Source organism: Flavobacterium sp. DSR3-2, assembly GCF_049896525.1.
Classification (GTDB): domain Bacteria; phylum Bacteroidota; class Bacteroidia; order Flavobacteriales; family Flavobacteriaceae; genus Flavobacterium.
In genome coordinates, this window is record NZ_JAFCUM010000015.1 from 15,766 (window position 1) to 31,399 (window position 15,634).

A 15,634-nucleotide genomic window follows, 5' to 3' on the forward strand; every position below is an offset into this window, starting at 1 on the left:
TAGTATTATAAAATAAATGCTATTTAAATTTTTATAGGGAAAAGTTAAAATAATCTTTTGTTCAAAAAAAATGTAAATTTAATTTATAACGGCAGTTTTTAAAGTTTTTGAAATAAAAATTAACATTAAATAGCATGTCGATTACTCCTTTTTTTGTAAAAATAATGATGTAAAATCACTTGGAATAGTTGAAACACTTTTTGTTATTTATTACTAATCGTTAACTATTATTCGTAAAATAATAAACAAAATAACAAGATGATTTTCTACAAGATTTTTTATCTTTAAAAACTATTTAAATCCAAAAAATTCATGAAAAAATTATTAAGTATTTCTCTTTTTTTTATTGGTGCAATTCTTTTTGCCCAAGATAAAGCACCTAATTATGTTGCGGATAATTATACTAAAAAAGAAGTGCATATCAAGATGCGTGATGGTGCAGAGTTGTTTACTTCCATTTACACTCCAAAAGACGTTTCCAAAAAATATCCTATTATAATGCAAAGAACGCCTTATAATTCTGGGCCTTATGGAGAAAATCAGTTCAAGAAAAGTATTTCTCCAAGTGAAACTATGATGAAGGAAGGATATATTGTAGTTTATCAAGATGTTCGCGGTAGATTTATGAGTGATGGTTCATACGACAATATGCGTGGTTTTATTCCAAATAAAAAAGGAAAGAAAGATACCGATGAAGCTTCGGATACGTATGATACTATTGATTGGTTGGTTAAAAATGTGGCTAATAACAACGGCAATGTGGGTACTTGGGGGATTTCTTATCCGGGTTTTTATGCGACCTATTCACTATTAAGTAATCATTCAGCTTTGAAAGCAGTTTCGCCTCAAGCGTGTATTGCTGATTTCTTTTTTGATGATTTTCATCATAATGGCGCTTATTTGTTGAGCTATTGGAAAGTAACGCCATTATTTGGACCTCAAAAAACAAAACGTACTACTGAGCCATGGTATAAATTCACCACTATAGGTAGCAATGACGATTACCAGTTTTTCTTGGATGCAGGCCCATTGTCTAATTTAGATCAGTATTACAATAAAGATAATGAGTTTTGGCAACAGCTGAAAGACCATTCCAGTTATGATGATTTTTGGCAAAAGCGTGGCATTTTACAACATTTAAAAAACATTAAACCAGCTGTAATGACAGTAGGAGGTTGGTTTGATGCTGAAGATTTATACGGTCCTTTAAATACTTATAGTACGATAGAAAAGAGCAGCAAAAACTACAACACAATCGTAATGGGACCCTGGAGTCACGGTGATTGGGCTAGAAATTCTGCAAAACAAGTAATTGGTAATATTAATTTTGGCGACAGTATTTCCGGTTATTATCAAAAAAATATAGAAGCTAATTTCTTCCGTCATTTCTTAAAAAACAACAGTAAAGGTGAAAACAAATTACCGGAAGCATATGTTTTTGACACTGGAAGAAAAGAATGGAAAACGTATGAAACTTGGCCTCCTCAAAATACCGAAAAACAAGATTTCTTTTTGCAAGGAAGTCAATTGACAAAAATGGCGAAGAAAAATATTTCTTTTGAAGAATTCATCAGTGATCCTAAAAAACCGGTTCCTTATTCTGAAGATATCAAACAAGCAGGGCTAACGCCAAGGAAATACATGACAGATGATCAGCGTTTTTCTGCCAGACGCCCCGATGTAATTGTTTTTGAAACAGAAATATTGAACGACGATACTACATTAGCCGGAGAAATATTGGCGAAATTACAAGTGTCAACCACTGGAACTGATGCGGATTGGATTGTTAAGGTGATTGACGTTTTCCCGAATGATGAACCGGAGACAAAAGAAGTGGCTCCTTATTTAAAAATGAGTAATTATCACATGATGGTGCGCAGTGAAGTGATGAGAGGGCGTTTTAGAAACAGTTTTTCAAAACCAGAACCTTTTGTAGCCAATGAAAAAACGGCAGTTAACATTAAATTACAGGATGTTTTTCATACTTTCAAAAAAGGACATAAAATCCAGATTCAGATTCAGAGTACGTGGTTTCCATTTATTGATTTGAATCCGCAAACGTTTGTTGATAATATTTTTTATGCTAAACCAGAAGATTTTCAAAAACAAACCCACAGAATTTATAATGATTCAAAAGTTGAGTTTACTATCTTAAAATAGATAATCGGGTTAAGTAATAAGAAAGCCTTAGACTATATTTTAAAATAAAATCCCAATCTTTATCTTAAGATTGGGATTTTGTTTTAAAAGTATGTTGGCTAAAATTAATATTTGATAAATTAGATTTAATGCTGTTAGTTCATTGTTTAAAGAATGGGTCTTATTTTATAAATTATAAGTTTTTAGGACAGTTATAGAGTAAAAATAAACGCTCTGAATTTTAGAGAGTTTATTAATTTTGTAATGATTTACAAAAACTCACCATGTTGAGAAATATCTAAGCCTAACTCTTCTTTTTCTTCACTTACACGAAGCGGAGTAATTTTATTTACAATAAAGAAAAGGAAATAAGAAGCTGTAAAAGCAAATATGGAAACGGCTGCTAAAGCAGTTAACTGGTTCAAGAATAATGTAGCATCGCCAAAAATCAGTCCTTGGTTATCACCAACAACAGAGTTGATTGATTTTGAAGCAAATACTCCAGTTAAAAGCATTCCAACCATTCCACCGACACCATGACAGGCGAAAACGTCTAAAGCATCATCAATTTTCCCTTTATGGAAACTCCTAACCACTAAATTACTCACTATACTGGCAAAGGCTCCGATGAACATACCGTGTGGAATGCTTACAAATCCTGCCGCAGGAGTTATGGCGACTAAACCTACTACAACACCGATACAAGCTCCCATTGCGGAAAGTTTGTGACCAAGAATTTTATCAAGAAATACCCAAGACATTCCCGCAGCCGCAGCTGCAACAGTAGTCGTACCAAGAGCTTGAACTGCCAGACCGTTTGAACCTAAAGCTGATCCCGCATTGAAGCCAAACCATCCAAACCATAATAAACCAGTTCCTAATAATACATAAGTGATACGAGCAGGATTTACTTTTTGTACTTTTCTTTTTCCTAAGAAAATGGCTCCGGCTAAAGCAGCCCATCCAGCACTCATGTGAACAACTGTTCCACCGGCGAAATCTAAAACTCCCATTTTAAAGAAAATACCATCTGGATGCCAGGTCATGTGTGCCAATGGCGTATAAACAAGTAATATGAATAAAACCATAAATAATAAGTACGCCCAAAAACGAATTCTTTCTGCAAATGCGCCTGTAATTAATGCTGGCGTGATTATGGCGAATTTCGCCTGAAATAAAGCAAACAACATAAAAGGGATTGTTGGAGCCAAACTCCATGATGTGTTGGTTCCTACACCTTGAAAAAATAAATTTGGGATAGGATTTCCTATGAAACCACCAATTGATGGGCCAAACGATAATCCAAAAGCGATAACAATCCATAAAACGGTTACAATTATCATTGCCATAAAACTTTGAAGCATGGTACTGATAACATTTTTTTTGCCTACCATTCCACCATAAAAGAAACCTAAACCAGGAGTCATAATGAATACAAGTGCTGTCGCAACAATCATCCAAGCGGTATCGCCAGTATCAAATTTTACAGCTTCTGTCGGAGCAGGGTTATCTGCTAGGAAATAATTTGAAAAAAAGGTTAATACCAAGATTGTGATTAATAGTACACTTAAAATAATTTTCCTCATTGTTTTTAGTTTTAAATTTCAATAAAAATATAAAAATCATCATTAACCCCCTTAAAAAAAGCTGTTGAATGTTTTATTTTTATGATTTAAACAATGTGTACCCCTTTTTATTATAGGTATAGTGTAATTTTAAGTGAAAAATTAGAATTTGTCAAAGTAAGCTCAAAGAGAAATCTTATTTTAACTGTTAAAGTGGGTATTCTTATAATATTTAATTCTCTGATCCGGGTTTGTTTTATTTTTTAATTGTAAACAGAATTGGGTAAAATAAAAATGACACTAACTGAATTTCAATTAGTGTCATCTTTAGGATTTCTTCAATATTGTTTCTATTTCAAAGTATGCATACTTAAAATTTTGTATACTTCATTAATGTTGTTTCCGCCCTTTCCAAATTGTTTGATAATTGGATTGTTGTCGTTATTCAACCAAATTTTTAATTCGGCATCTAAATCCAATATTCCGGCGCTTTCTTTAGAGAATTTCTTAATACTTGAATACGGAATTGACATGTAATCAACTTTGCTTCCAACCAATTGTTTTTCGACCAAAATCAGTCTTTTATTGGTGAAAATAAACATATCGCGAATAAGTTTATACGCTTTTTCAATTATCTCGCCATCAATTAAGATTGGCTCAAATTCATTAGAAATATTTTCAATATTCACTTCTGATGCATTGCCTAAAATGGCATTAAATAGTCCCATTGTATTACTTTATTTTTGATTGTATTTTGTTTTATAGCGATCGTTCAGCTTTGTTTGATGCGTTTCCAGACTGATCATCCTGCCTTGGATAAAAGCGTTGGTCAATTTATTTGTTCTCATATCCAAAGCATCACCTTCAGAAACAAATAGTGTAGCGTCTTTTCCTTGCTCTAAGGTACCACATTGCGCATCAATTCCTAATATTTTAGCAGTATTTGATGTTATTAATTGCAACGCTTGCTCTTTGTTTAGTCCGTACGCAGCGCATGTTCCAGCTAAAAATGGTAGATTTCTGGTATTCATTCTTTCATGGGCACCGCTGTTTTCTAAACCTACAAGAACTCCTTTATCTGTTAGTAATTTAGCGTTTTTGTATGGTAAATCAATATCATGATCGTCATTTTCAGGCATTTCATGCACTCGTCTAAGCAGCACGCCAATATTATTTTTTTGTAATAATTCAGCTGTTTTGTAGGCTTCATATCCGCCAACAATCACCATTTTTTTAATGCCACTTTCTTTGGCAAATTGCACCGCATCGATGATTTGTTTTTCTTCATTGGCATGAATAAATAGCGTTTGGCTTCCGTCGTACAAACCTTTTGTAGATTCTAAAACTAAATTTCGCTCTTTCGAACTTTCGCCTAAATACGCTTTTGCATTAGATAAAAAAGAGGATAATTCTAAAATTTGTTTTGAATAATCCTTATTGGCCTCGATGTTTCCCGGTTCAAATCTGGTACCGCCACGTTTGAACGTAGTAGGGAAGTTGATGTGAATGCCATCATTTTCTTTTATAAGCGCATCTTTCCAGTGCCAGGCATCCAGTTGAACAATTGAGGAAGAACCAGATATAACTCCGCCTCTGGGCGTGATTTGAGCCATCAAAATACCGTTCGGTCTTACAGTTTCTATTACTTTTGAATCGGCTGTGTAAGCAACAATACTTCTTACGTGAGGCTTCATAGCGCCAATTTCATCTTCATCATCAGAAGATTTTACAGCATCAATTTCAACTAAACCTAGTGTAGAATTGGGAGCTATAAATCCTGGATAAACGTGTTTTCCGCTTGCATCAATTGTTACATCGTATGCACCGGCGGCTAATCGGATTACTGTGGCATCTGCAACCAAAGTAATTTTCCCGTCCACAAATCCGATGGCACTGTTCTCAATTATTTCGCCATTACCAAGGTGTGCTGTAGCATTGAGAATCAAAATAGATTTTGATTGTTTCGCGGCAGGTGTTTGTTGTGCCTGTGTAAGTATTGATATACTAAATGCCAATATTAAAAGATATATTTTTTTACTAATCATAGTTATAGATTTTTTAGAAGTGCTTTGCTTTATCATAAAAGCACGATTGTTGAAATTTAAATGCATTGTATTATTCTTCTAAAGTATCACAATGATATTCTTTCTTCTCCGTTTTTTTAGGTTCTTGCGTGGTCATGCCTTTATTTTTTTCTTGCAATAACTGACCTATTAGCTCACTTCTTTCTTTAGCAATTGCTACTCTTTGCGCTTCATCTTTTTGAGCATCGTAATATACTATACCTTCAATTAAGGTTTTCTCAGCTTTGGAATAAATTGATAATGGATTGGTGTTCCACAATACAATATCGGCATCTTTACCCACTTTGATACTTCCTACTTTGTCATCAATATGCAATAGTTTAGCAGGATTCAGAGTAACAAATTTCCAAGCATCTTCTTCAGAAATATTCCCATATTTTACTGCTTTTGCTGCTTCCTGATTCAATCTTCGGGACATTTCAGCATCATCAGAGTTGTAGGCTACTACAATTCCGGCATTGTGCATAATAGGTCCGTTGAAAGGAATAGCATCATTTACTTCAAATTTATAAGCCCACCAATCCGAAAAAGTAGAGGCTCCAACACCATGTTCTTTCATTTTGTCGGCGACTTTATAGCCTTCAAGAATGTGGGTGTAGGTATTGACTCTAAAATCAAATTTTTCGGCTACATTCATCAACATCAAAATTTCAGATTGTACATAAGAATGACAAGAGATGAAACGTTTTTTGTTTAAGATTTCGGCTAATGTTTGAAGTTCTAAATCAACTCTTGGCGCTTTCCCTTTTCCTTTTTTACCAGTAGAATTGTAGTTTTTCCAAGCTAAGTCATATTCTTTAGCACGTTGAAAATAGTCTGTAAAAACTTGCTCAACACCCATTCTAGTTTGCGGAAAACGAGTAGGATTTACGTTACCCCAATTGGCTTGTTTTACATTTTCTCCCAAAGCAAATTTAATAAATCCTGGTTGGTCTTTGTACAGCATTTCATCCGCAGGTGCTCCCCATTTCCATTTTACAATCGCTGAACGTCCCCCAATTGGATTGGCTGAACCGTGCAATAATTGTGATGTCGTAACCCCACCGGCTAAATCTCGGTATATATTTATGTCTTCTGAATTCACTACATCTTGAATTGTGACCTCGGCGCTGGAGTTGTGTCCACCTTCATTCACACCATTAGAAATGGCAATATGTGAATGTTCATCAATAATTCCACTGGTTAAATGTTTTCCTTTGGCATCAACGACTGTAGCGGATGCATCAGAAATATTTTTTCCGATGGAGGCTATTTTTCCGTTTTTGACCAATACATCTGTTTCTTCTAAAATACCATCTTTTTCATTGGTCCAAACGGTAGCATTTTTAAAAAGTATTGTTTCTGCTACAGGTTTCTTTAGATTTCCAAAAGCAACATTAGGAAATGTTGTTGGGATAATCATATTGTTCTTCTCAATTTTGGAGGAATCAATCGCTTTTATAAATGGGGAGGTTTTTACCGCCGACCATTTCACTTCATTTCCATTGAATAAAACCGCTTTTCCAGAAAGATTTTGGGTGTCGTCAATATATCCAATTAATCTTGTGAAACTGGTTTTTGTTGAATCATTGGGTTTAATAACTGTAGAAATCCAATTATTGGTCATTGTAAGTTTTGACTTGATTTTTTTTGCGTCAACCGTTGTGATTTCTGATTTTGGTGCAGTAATTTCGCCATCAATCTTCCATTTGTATCTTTCAGCGTTTATGGTTAAATCATAATTTCCACGAATGTCCTTCGTTGCAATGTCATTGACAACAAATTTGTTTCCTTGAACCCAGTTTTCGTATAACACCGTTTTTTCTTCGAAAATTTCTCCGGATGTAATCACAAAATTCGCCAAACTTCCTGTTTTCAAAGTTCCCATTTCGTTACTTTTTCCTAAAAGAGCAGCAGGAATTGTCGTTAATGCTTCTAATGCTTTCGTTTTATCAAAACCATATTTAATAGCTCTTAAAAGATTTGGTCTGAAATCTTCCATCTTCTTTAACTTGTCTGTTGTCAAAGCGAAAATAATTCCATTGTCAGCTAAAACTTTAAGGTTCGTCGGTGCTTGGTTCCAAAAACGCAAGTCTTTCAATTCCATTTGGTTCGCTTGGTTTGGGTCTGAAACATCATACGCTTCCGGGAAATTGACAGGAATAATAAATTTCGAATTCGTCTTTTTGATTTCCTCAATGCGTTCAAATTCATTTCCGTTTCCTTTTAAAACATAATTTAAGCCAAATTCATTTGCTATTTTGGCAGCGCGTAAACTGTTTAATTTATCTTCTGAAGCAAATATTTGCACTAACTTTTCATTATTCGCTAAGGCTTCTAACGACAAATCTTTGGTAGTTGAATTTCCTTTTTTATACCAGTCTAAATCATAATACATTTGGCGTAATAATGCCATCATTCCCATTAATGAACTTGGATAGGATTGATTAGTGGTTACACTTTTAGTAAAAGCAAAATGATTGGTCACTTTATCGGAAAGCAGTTGATTCTTCTTTTCAAAGTTGTTTAAAGCGATTAAGGTTCCTGATCCGCGGGCGATTCCGTCAGGTACATGAGTTCCTACTACACCAAATCCAGCTTTCAATAATTCTTCCGCTTTAGTTTGGTCGTATTTAAAAGCTTGGTAGGCATTTACCTCGGAACGAATGCTCTCATTCCAATAAAAACCGGATCTGTTAGTATCGTATGACGGATTCCTTTCGGTGGTTGCTTTTGGTTTTTCGATTCCAAAACTGGTGTAAATGTCAATAAAAGAGGGATAAATGGATCTTCCATCTAAATTGATTGTCGTACAATTTTTAGGAATTGAAATGTTATTTCCAACACCAATTACTTTTCCGTTTTGAATCAGTAAAGTACCTTTTTCAATAACTTGCGTCGGTGTTACATAGATTTTTGCATTGGTAAAAGCAGTAAAATTGCTGGTTTTGTTTTGAACACTTTCATTATTTGGAAAGTATTCCTGTGCGTAGGTTTTTGGCAGTAAAAAACTGAAAAAGAGTAGGAGTAAGATTTTTTTCATAGTATGGTTTCTAATTATTTTCTAAAAGTAGAAAAATGCTAATAGTATACGTCAATTTTTTTAATTTTAACATTTGGTTTTTGCGAAAAATGAATGGTATAGGGCTATATACCAAAGAATTTTGACTATTTTTTGAATAAATTTTTGTTATTCATTATTTCATTGCAAGTTTTGTAGGATTTGTAATTATAATAAGAAAAGTTTTTTCTAATTTTAGAATCAAATAAGGATACATGTTAGTAAAAGTTTTTGGAAGTGCAGTTTTTGGAGTCGAAGCCACAACGATTACTGTTGAAGTAAATATTGACAAAGGGATTGGATATCATTTAGTTGGCTTGCCAGACAATGCTATCAAGGAAAGTAGTTACCGTATTGCGGCAGCGCTCAAAAATAATGGCTACGCGATGCCCGGCAAAAAAATTACTATCAATATGGCTCCGGCCGATTTGCGCAAAGAAGGTTCTGCCTATGACTTGACTTTAGCCATTGGAATTTTGGTAGCCTCGGGACAAATTAATGCGGAAGATGTTGATAAATATATTATTATGGGGGAACTTTCCCTTGATGGAAGTCTTCAACCGATACGAGGTGCTTTGCCAATTGCCATAAAAGCCAAAGAAGAAGGTTTTAAAGGTTTTTTTCTTCCGAAGCAAAATGTGAAAGAAGCCGCAATTGTTGCCGGATTGGATGTTTATGGAATTGAAAATGTGCAGGAAGTAATTGATTTCCTGGAAGGAAAAGGCACTCTGGAACCAACAACAATAGATACGAGAGCAGAATTTTATAAAAACTTAGATTTTCCCGAATTTGATTTCTCTGATGTTAAGGGACAAGAAAGTATCAAGCGTTGTATGGAAATTGCCGCCGCCGGAGGACATAATATTATTTTGATTGGCCCGCCGGGAGCAGGGAAAACAATGCTAGCCAAACGATTACCCAGTATTTTGCCGCCCATGACGTTGCGTGAAGCTTTAGAAACTACTAAAATTCATAGTGTGGCAGGAAAATTAAAGGAAGTCGGTCTAATGAATCAAAGACCGTTTAGAAGTCCTCATCATACCATTTCAAATGTGGCACTTGTAGGAGGAGGAAGTTATCCACAGCCTGGCGAAATTTCTATGGCGCATAATGGTGTTTTGTTTCTGGATGAGTTGCCGGAATTTAAGAGAGATGTTTTGGAAGTGATGCGTCAACCATTAGAAGATAGAGAAGTGACTATTTCCAGAGCTAAGTTTACGGTTACTTATCCGTCTTCGTTTATGTTGGTGGCTAGTATGAATCCGAGCCCTAGTGGTTTCTTCAACGATCCGGATTCTCCACAAACTTCTTCGCCACATGAAATGCAACGGTATTTGAGTAAAATATCAGGACCATTATTAGACCGAATTGATATTCACATCGAAGTAACGCCAGTTCCTTTCGAAAAATTATCGGATGACCAAAAAGCAGAAAGCAGTGTTGATATTCGCAAAAGAGTGACTGCGGCTCGTGAAATTCAAACCGAACGCTTTGAGCAAATGGAAAATATCCATTATAATGCCCAAATGAATACCAAACACATTCGGGAATATTGTGCCTTGGACAATGTTTCTAAGCAATTATTGAAAACTGCCATGGAACGATTGAATCTTTCTGCGCGAGCCTATGACAGGATTTTGAAAGTAGCACGCACAATCGCTGACTTGGATGCCGCTCCAATAGTTGTTTCCAGTCATATTTCCGAAGCGATTCAGTACAGAAGTTTGGATCGTGATGGTTGGTTGGGCTAAAACAGATTTCAGATTTTTGATTAGCGATTTTTGATTGGAGATGATTAAGCTCTGCAAAATTGGGAATACGCTCGCGTTAGGGAAAAAGAAAAAGATAGAAATAAATAAGTCAAAAAAGAGATTTCGATAGGAATCTCTTTTATTTTTGCCAAATGCTAGAAATTCTTTACCAAGACGAATATATTATTGCAATTAATAAACCAAGTGGATTATTGGTCCACAAATCGTTTTACGCGCGCGATGCAAAAGTGTTTGCTATTCAAGAATTGAGAAATCAAATAGGAGGGCAACATGTTTATCCTATTCATCGGTTAGATCGCAAAACATCTGGTGTCTTGTTATTTGCGTTGGATAAGGAGATTTTAAAAATTATGAATGATCGTTTTGCCACACGCGAAGTCGAAAAAAAGTATTTAGCAATTTTACGTGGTTGGTCACCCGAAGATCTAACGATTGATTATGATTTAACCAATGATGATGGCATTATACAAAATGCAATAACTTACTTTCATCGATTGCAAACTACCGAAATTGAGTTAGAATTTAACAATAAACCTACTTCACGATATTGTTTGGTAGAAGCGATTCCTGAAACTGGACGTATGCATCAATTACGAAAACATTTTAAACATATTTTTCATCCTATTTTAGGAAGTCGTCCACATGGTTGTAACAAACAAAATAAATTATGGTTGGAGAATTTTGAACTGAAAGGAATGATGCTTCATGCCCATCAATTAATTTTTAATCATCCTATAACTAATGAACAACTGATCTTGAATGCAAAGATTAATGAAGAGTTTAGCCGAGTAGGTATTATTCTTAATCTAGATTTGAATAAGTATGAAATCGCCATGACAGAAGCTGTCGCAAACACCAATGAAGATCTGGCGATACCATATTCCTATAAAAAACAAATATTATCTACATATAAATAGAATACTAATTTGTAAAGTAATGCTTTAAATTATTGTTGCATTTGGAAACAACAGTTTTCAGTATAAAGAGGAGCCGATTTCAGATTTTTTATTGACGATTTTTGATTTTAAATGTTAATTACAACGTTCCACAAAGTCTCCGATTTTGAGGAAGTGACTTTCGGTTTTTAACCGATTTTATTTTTAAAATATTTGAATTTTAAGGTCAGTCGGAGACTGAAAAATACGTACTCAAAGTCGGAGACTTTGCGTAGTGGGGAGACAAAATTAAGCTAATTATTGAGATTCGCCACCCGAGCGATAGCGAACAGGCGAAGCAAATCATCCCAAATACAAAACTAACTTTCTACAAAGTCTATTTCCCGACTAATGCTGTGAAGCTATTGGCTGCTGCCTTTCTTATTGGTGATTTATTTGTAATTTAATTTTTATTTTTATGATTGATTTCTTTGGCTATTTCACTATATAATTCAGTTCTATCTCTTTCATTAAATGGACCTGGCATGCAATGAAGCATTCCTTTCATTTCTTTATGAACTGTTGAAACTTTTGCTTCGCTTAATTTTTTTGCGTAATCCCGCCCTGTATCTCTTAAAGGATCAAATTCACAAGTTACCACAAAAGCTGGGGCTAAATTTGACAAATTCTTTTCGTGGTACGGCATTGCTAAAGGATTTGTATAATCAGTCATATTTGGTAAATAACTTTCTACCCCAAAAAGCATTTCAGTTTCTTCTAAAAAATATCTATTCTTGAACTTTATATAAGCATCAGTTTTGTAAGGAATATAACTAACAGGACAATCTAAAAGTTGATATTTAATGTTTGTTAAATGTTCTTTTTTAGCTTTTATTGCTACTAATGCGGCCAAAGTCGCTCCAGCACTTTCGCCAGCTACAATTATTTGATTTGGATTTCCTTCCCATTTCCTTATATTTTTTATTGTCCAAAGTAGTGTAGTATAACAATCATTGTTAGGTGTCGGAAAGGGGTGATCTGGAGCAACTCTATAATCAACACCAACTACAATAGCGTTAAACGTGTGAGCCAAAAGTGTGGCATAAGTTACTGATACATTTGTCCACGGTAAAACAAATGCCCCACCATGAAAATAGACGATCACAGGGCTATTCTTAGGTAAATTTTTAGGTTTGAAGATAAAAATAGTTAGACTATCATTTGTGATTTTAAGAGTATCAATATTTAAACCTTCAGTATTTATAGGTACCGCATCTGTAAAATGACTACGTTGCTTTACTGTCATTTTTTTTAGTAAACCTATTTGTTTATCATTGTTACCTACCATTTTTAAGAATAAAGCTTGCCCCCAATCTATCCGCCCTTCGGGTTGGAATGTTAGAGAGTAGATATAACCTACTATAATTACAGAAACAGCTAACAATAAAATTAATATGATTTTAAATTTTTTCATGATTTATATCTTATGAAATTGTATGCAAGTGATTAATATGTGTGCGTTTTGCAAGGCTGCCGCCAATTTGTATGTATAACAAAATCATATAAAGCCACCCAATTTAGTGTAGATAGGAGTGACAAAGATTATATTATTTTATTTCAAATATATTCATTTTTTCTTACAAATTATCTGGCTATTGTAGATTTGTGGGATGAATTTACAAAACGATAGTATGAAAGTAAAAACGCTCTAAATAGCCCCGATAGAAATGAAAAACCTTCTTAGAGCTGGTGTTCAGCCCTTAGAAGGTTTGTAATGTATAGCGGGAAATACGTTCTAAAAAAACGAAAATATTCTGCTCCTAAAAAACAATAAAAATTAATTATCTATTAGAGTGTCGGTCATTATTTTGACTCGGACGCCTTGGACCAAAACTATTATTGCTGCTTCGGTTTGTAGTGTCTGTTTTTGGTTTCTTAGGAGTGGAATCGCGTTGCTGTCTTCCTTGGCCTTGTTTGATTGGTTCTTTTGAAGCGTTAGGATCTGGTTCAAAACCTTTGATATTTTGAACCGGCAGTTTTAAGCCAACTAATTTTTCTATATCACGTAAAAAGACCGTTTCGTCTGGACTGAATAACGAAATAGCTTCACCATTGGCTCCAGCTCTTCCTGTACGACCAATTCGGTGAACGTAATCTTCAGGAATGTTAGGCAATTCAAAATTTACCACATGTGGTAATAACGGGATATCTAAACCTCGCGCGGCAATATCAGTAGCGACCAAAGCGGTCAGGCTTCCGTCTTTGAAACCTGCCAAGGCTTTGGTTCGTGCTCCCTGGCCTTTATTTCCGTGAATAGCTGCTGCTTTGATTCCGGCACTAATCATGCTTTCCGTCAGTTTATTGGCGCCTTGTTTAGTGCGGGTAAAAACCAAAATTTGTTTCCAGTTCCCTTCTGTAATCAATTTAATTATTAATTCGGTTTTTTTCTCTTTTGCAACAGGATAAACTATTTGAGTAATAGCATCCACGGTTGTGTTTTCCGGGGTAGCCTCTACATGAACGGGATTGTGCAAAATGCCCATTGCCAATTTCTTGATGTCTTTTGAAAAGGTTGCCGAAAACATCAGGTTTTGCCTTTTTGAAGGTAATACTTTTATAATACGCTCAATGTCTCGCACGAAACCCATGTCCAGCATACGGTCTGCTTCATCTAAAACTAAGATTTCAACTTTGGCAAGCGATATTAAACCTTGGTTTTGCAAATCGATTAATCGACCTGGTGTGGCGACTAAAATATCGACACCCTGACGCAGTTGGGTAACTTGTGGATTCTGGTTTACACCTCCAAAAATAACGGTGCTTTTTAAGTCTAAAAATTCACTGTATTCTTTGATATTGGCCAATATTTGTGCTGCTAATTCTCTGGTTGGAGTTAATATTAAAGCACGAATGGGTCTTTGTCTTAAATGCTGACCCTGCGATAAGATTTGCAATATGGGTAACGTGAAACCGGCCGTTTTTCCTGTTCCAGTTTGCGCGGATGCTAAAACATCTTTGCCTTCTAATATTGGGGGAATTGCTTTTTGTTGTATTGGTGAAGGAGTTGTATATCCTTTTTTGCTGATGGCTTTAAGTAAAGCATCAGATAAGCCTAATGAATTAAATGACATAAATGGTGTTTATAAAGTAAACACTATTATTTAGGTTACTTTTTTAATTGGGCGCAAAGGTACAGTTAATTTTCCGATGTGCTTTTGATTGGTTGAATTTGTTTAAACTGGATAAAAAAAAATCGGGAATACATCCCGATTTTTAAATTCTAGTTAATTTTTCATTTATCTTATTTCTGCAAAAGTATCGCCTTGAGTGATATCTCCAGATTTATAGCCTTTCATAAACCAAGCTTTTCGTTGTGCAGAAGTTCCATGTGTAAAGGATTCCGGAACAATATGTCCTTGAATTTTAGCCTGAATCGCATCATCACCAACCGCGTGAGCCGCGCTTAAAGCTTCTTCTATATCGCCTTCTTCTAAGAAGTTTTTCATTTTTTGATTGTAATGGGTCCAAACTCCTGCGTAAAAATCAGCTTGTAATTCCAGAGCTACCGATAATTTATTGGCTTCGGCCTGGCTTTTACCTTCCTGCATCTGTCTCATTTTAGCGGAAGTCCCTAACAAGGTTTGTACATGATGGCCAATTTCATGAGCGATTACGTAAGCGGTCGCAAAATCCCCTCCTTCAGCTCCAAATCTTGTTTTCAATTCCTCAAAGAAAACTAAATCCATATACACTTTTTCGTCAGCTGGACAATAGAACGGTCCTGAAGCCGATGTGGCGTTGCCGCATGCAGTTTCTACAGCCTGGGTGAACAATCTTAATTTTGGTCTTTTATACTGCATGTTGTTTTCCTGAAATATTTTTCCCCAAACATCCTCTGTATCTACCAATATGGCTTCTATAAATTTGCCTTCTTCAATTTCGGCGGCTGTTAGGTCTCTTTGTTCAGTAGGAGCGCTGTTTCCTTGATGCATTTGTTCTAGTATCGGCGTAAGCATTTTGGCGTTTTCACCACCAAAAACATTCAATAATAAGATAATAATCCCAATAATTCCTCCTCCAACAATTGTTTTTCCACCAGAGGACATTCCTCTTCGATCTTCAAAATTTTCACTTGAACGTCTGCCACTCCATTTCATAC

At 35.2% G+C, this 15,634-nt stretch carries 10 protein-coding genes; 3 read left to right on the forward strand and 7 right to left on the reverse strand.

The features are described 5' to 3' along the window. Window positions 1-312 precede the first annotated feature (312 nt). The gene (locus ACP7AV_RS15285; RefSeq protein WP_426092680.1) at window positions 313-2,160 is read left to right on the forward strand and encodes a CocE/NonD family hydrolase; all 1,848 of its coding nucleotides are present in this window, start codon (window positions 313-315) and stop codon (window positions 2,158-2,160) included. A 248-nt stretch (window positions 2,161-2,408) separates the two neighbouring features. Here ACP7AV_RS15285 and ACP7AV_RS15290 read toward each other — a convergent pair whose 3' ends face one another. From ACP7AV_RS15290 to ACP7AV_RS15305, 4 genes are all read right to left on the reverse strand, one after another. Beyond that, window positions 2,409-3,725, reverse strand: coding sequence for an ammonium transporter (locus ACP7AV_RS15290; RefSeq protein ID WP_426092681.1), 1,317 nt, complete (start codon window positions 3,723-3,725; stop codon window positions 2,409-2,411). A 329-nt stretch (window positions 3,726-4,054) separates the two neighbouring features. Then, the gene (locus ACP7AV_RS15295) at window positions 4,055-4,432 is read right to left on the reverse strand and encodes a PH domain-containing protein (protein ID WP_426063343.1); all 378 of its coding nucleotides are present in this window, start codon (window positions 4,430-4,432) and stop codon (window positions 4,055-4,057) included. A 9-nt stretch (window positions 4,433-4,441) separates the two neighbouring features. Then, entirely contained in the window at window positions 4,442-5,749 is a 1,308-nt protein-coding gene (locus ACP7AV_RS15300) for an amidohydrolase family protein (RefSeq protein WP_426063342.1), read from the reverse strand. Between the two features lie 70 nt (window positions 5,750-5,819). After that, window positions 5,820-8,810: an amidohydrolase family protein gene (locus ACP7AV_RS15305; protein WP_426092682.1), complete on the reverse strand. Its 2,991-nt coding sequence runs from the start codon at window positions 8,808-8,810 to the stop codon at window positions 5,820-5,822. Window positions 8,811-9,043: 233 nt separating this feature from the next. Here ACP7AV_RS15305 and ACP7AV_RS15310 point away from each other — a divergent pair, with 233 nt between their 5' ends. Both ACP7AV_RS15310 and ACP7AV_RS15315 read left to right on the forward strand, forming a co-directional pair. Beyond that, the gene (locus tag ACP7AV_RS15310) at window positions 9,044-10,579 is read left to right on the forward strand and encodes a YifB family Mg chelatase-like AAA ATPase (RefSeq protein WP_426092683.1); all 1,536 of its coding nucleotides are present in this window, start codon (window positions 9,044-9,046) and stop codon (window positions 10,577-10,579) included. A gap of 152 nt (window positions 10,580-10,731) precedes the next feature. Beyond that, the gene (locus ACP7AV_RS15315; protein WP_426063339.1) at window positions 10,732-11,517 is read left to right on the forward strand and encodes a pseudouridine synthase; all 786 of its coding nucleotides are present in this window, start codon (window positions 10,732-10,734) and stop codon (window positions 11,515-11,517) included. 421 nt (window positions 11,518-11,938) lie between these two features. Here the strand turns inward: ACP7AV_RS15315 and ACP7AV_RS15320 are convergent, their stop codons facing one another. The 3 genes from ACP7AV_RS15320 to ypfJ form a co-directional block, all read right to left on the reverse strand. After that, the gene (locus ACP7AV_RS15320; RefSeq protein ID WP_426092684.1) at window positions 11,939-12,949 is read right to left on the reverse strand and encodes an alpha/beta hydrolase; all 1,011 of its coding nucleotides are present in this window, start codon (window positions 12,947-12,949) and stop codon (window positions 11,939-11,941) included. 367 nt (window positions 12,950-13,316) lie between these two features. Continuing rightward, window positions 13,317-14,606: a DEAD/DEAH box helicase gene (locus ACP7AV_RS15325; protein WP_426092685.1), complete on the reverse strand. Its 1,290-nt coding sequence runs from the start codon at window positions 14,604-14,606 to the stop codon at window positions 13,317-13,319. A gap of 165 nt (window positions 14,607-14,771) precedes the next feature. After that, window positions 14,772-15,632 carry a KPN_02809 family neutral zinc metallopeptidase gene (gene ypfJ / locus ACP7AV_RS15330; RefSeq protein ID WP_426092686.1) on the reverse strand — a complete coding sequence of 287 codons (861 nt, stop codon included), beginning with the start codon at window positions 15,630-15,632 and terminating at the stop codon, window positions 14,772-14,774. Window positions 15,633-15,634: the final 2 nt, after the last annotated feature.

Coding starts and splice junctions, on each gene's coding strand:
- ACP7AV_RS15320 (WP_426092684.1), bottom strand. CDS start 12,949: ATGAAAAAATTTAAAATCATATTAATTTTATTGTTAGCTGTTTCTGTA.
- ACP7AV_RS15315 (WP_426063339.1), top strand. CDS start 10,732: ATGCTAGAAATTCTTTACCAAGACGAATATATTATTGCAATTAATAAA.
- ACP7AV_RS15325 (WP_426092685.1), bottom strand. CDS start 14,606: ATGTCATTTAATTCATTAGGCTTATCTGATGCTTTACTTAAAGCCATC.
- ACP7AV_RS15285 (WP_426092680.1), top strand. CDS start 313: ATGAAAAAATTATTAAGTATTTCTCTTTTTTTTATTGGTGCAATTCTT.
- ACP7AV_RS15305 (WP_426092682.1), bottom strand. CDS start 8,810: ATGAAAAAAATCTTACTCCTACTCTTTTTCAGTTTTTTACTGCCAAAA.
- ACP7AV_RS15290 (WP_426092681.1), bottom strand. CDS start 3,725: ATGAGGAAAATTATTTTAAGTGTACTATTAATCACAATCTTGGTATTA.
- ACP7AV_RS15300 (WP_426063342.1), bottom strand. CDS start 5,749: ATGATTAGTAAAAAAATATATCTTTTAATATTGGCATTTAGTATATCA.
- ypfJ (WP_426092686.1), bottom strand. CDS start 15,632: ATGAAATGGAGTGGCAGACGTTCAAGTGAAAATTTTGAAGATCGAAGA.
- ACP7AV_RS15310 (WP_426092683.1), top strand. CDS start 9,044: ATGTTAGTAAAAGTTTTTGGAAGTGCAGTTTTTGGAGTCGAAGCCACA.
- ACP7AV_RS15295 (WP_426063343.1), bottom strand. CDS start 4,432: ATGGGACTATTTAATGCCATTTTAGGCAATGCATCAGAAGTGAATATT.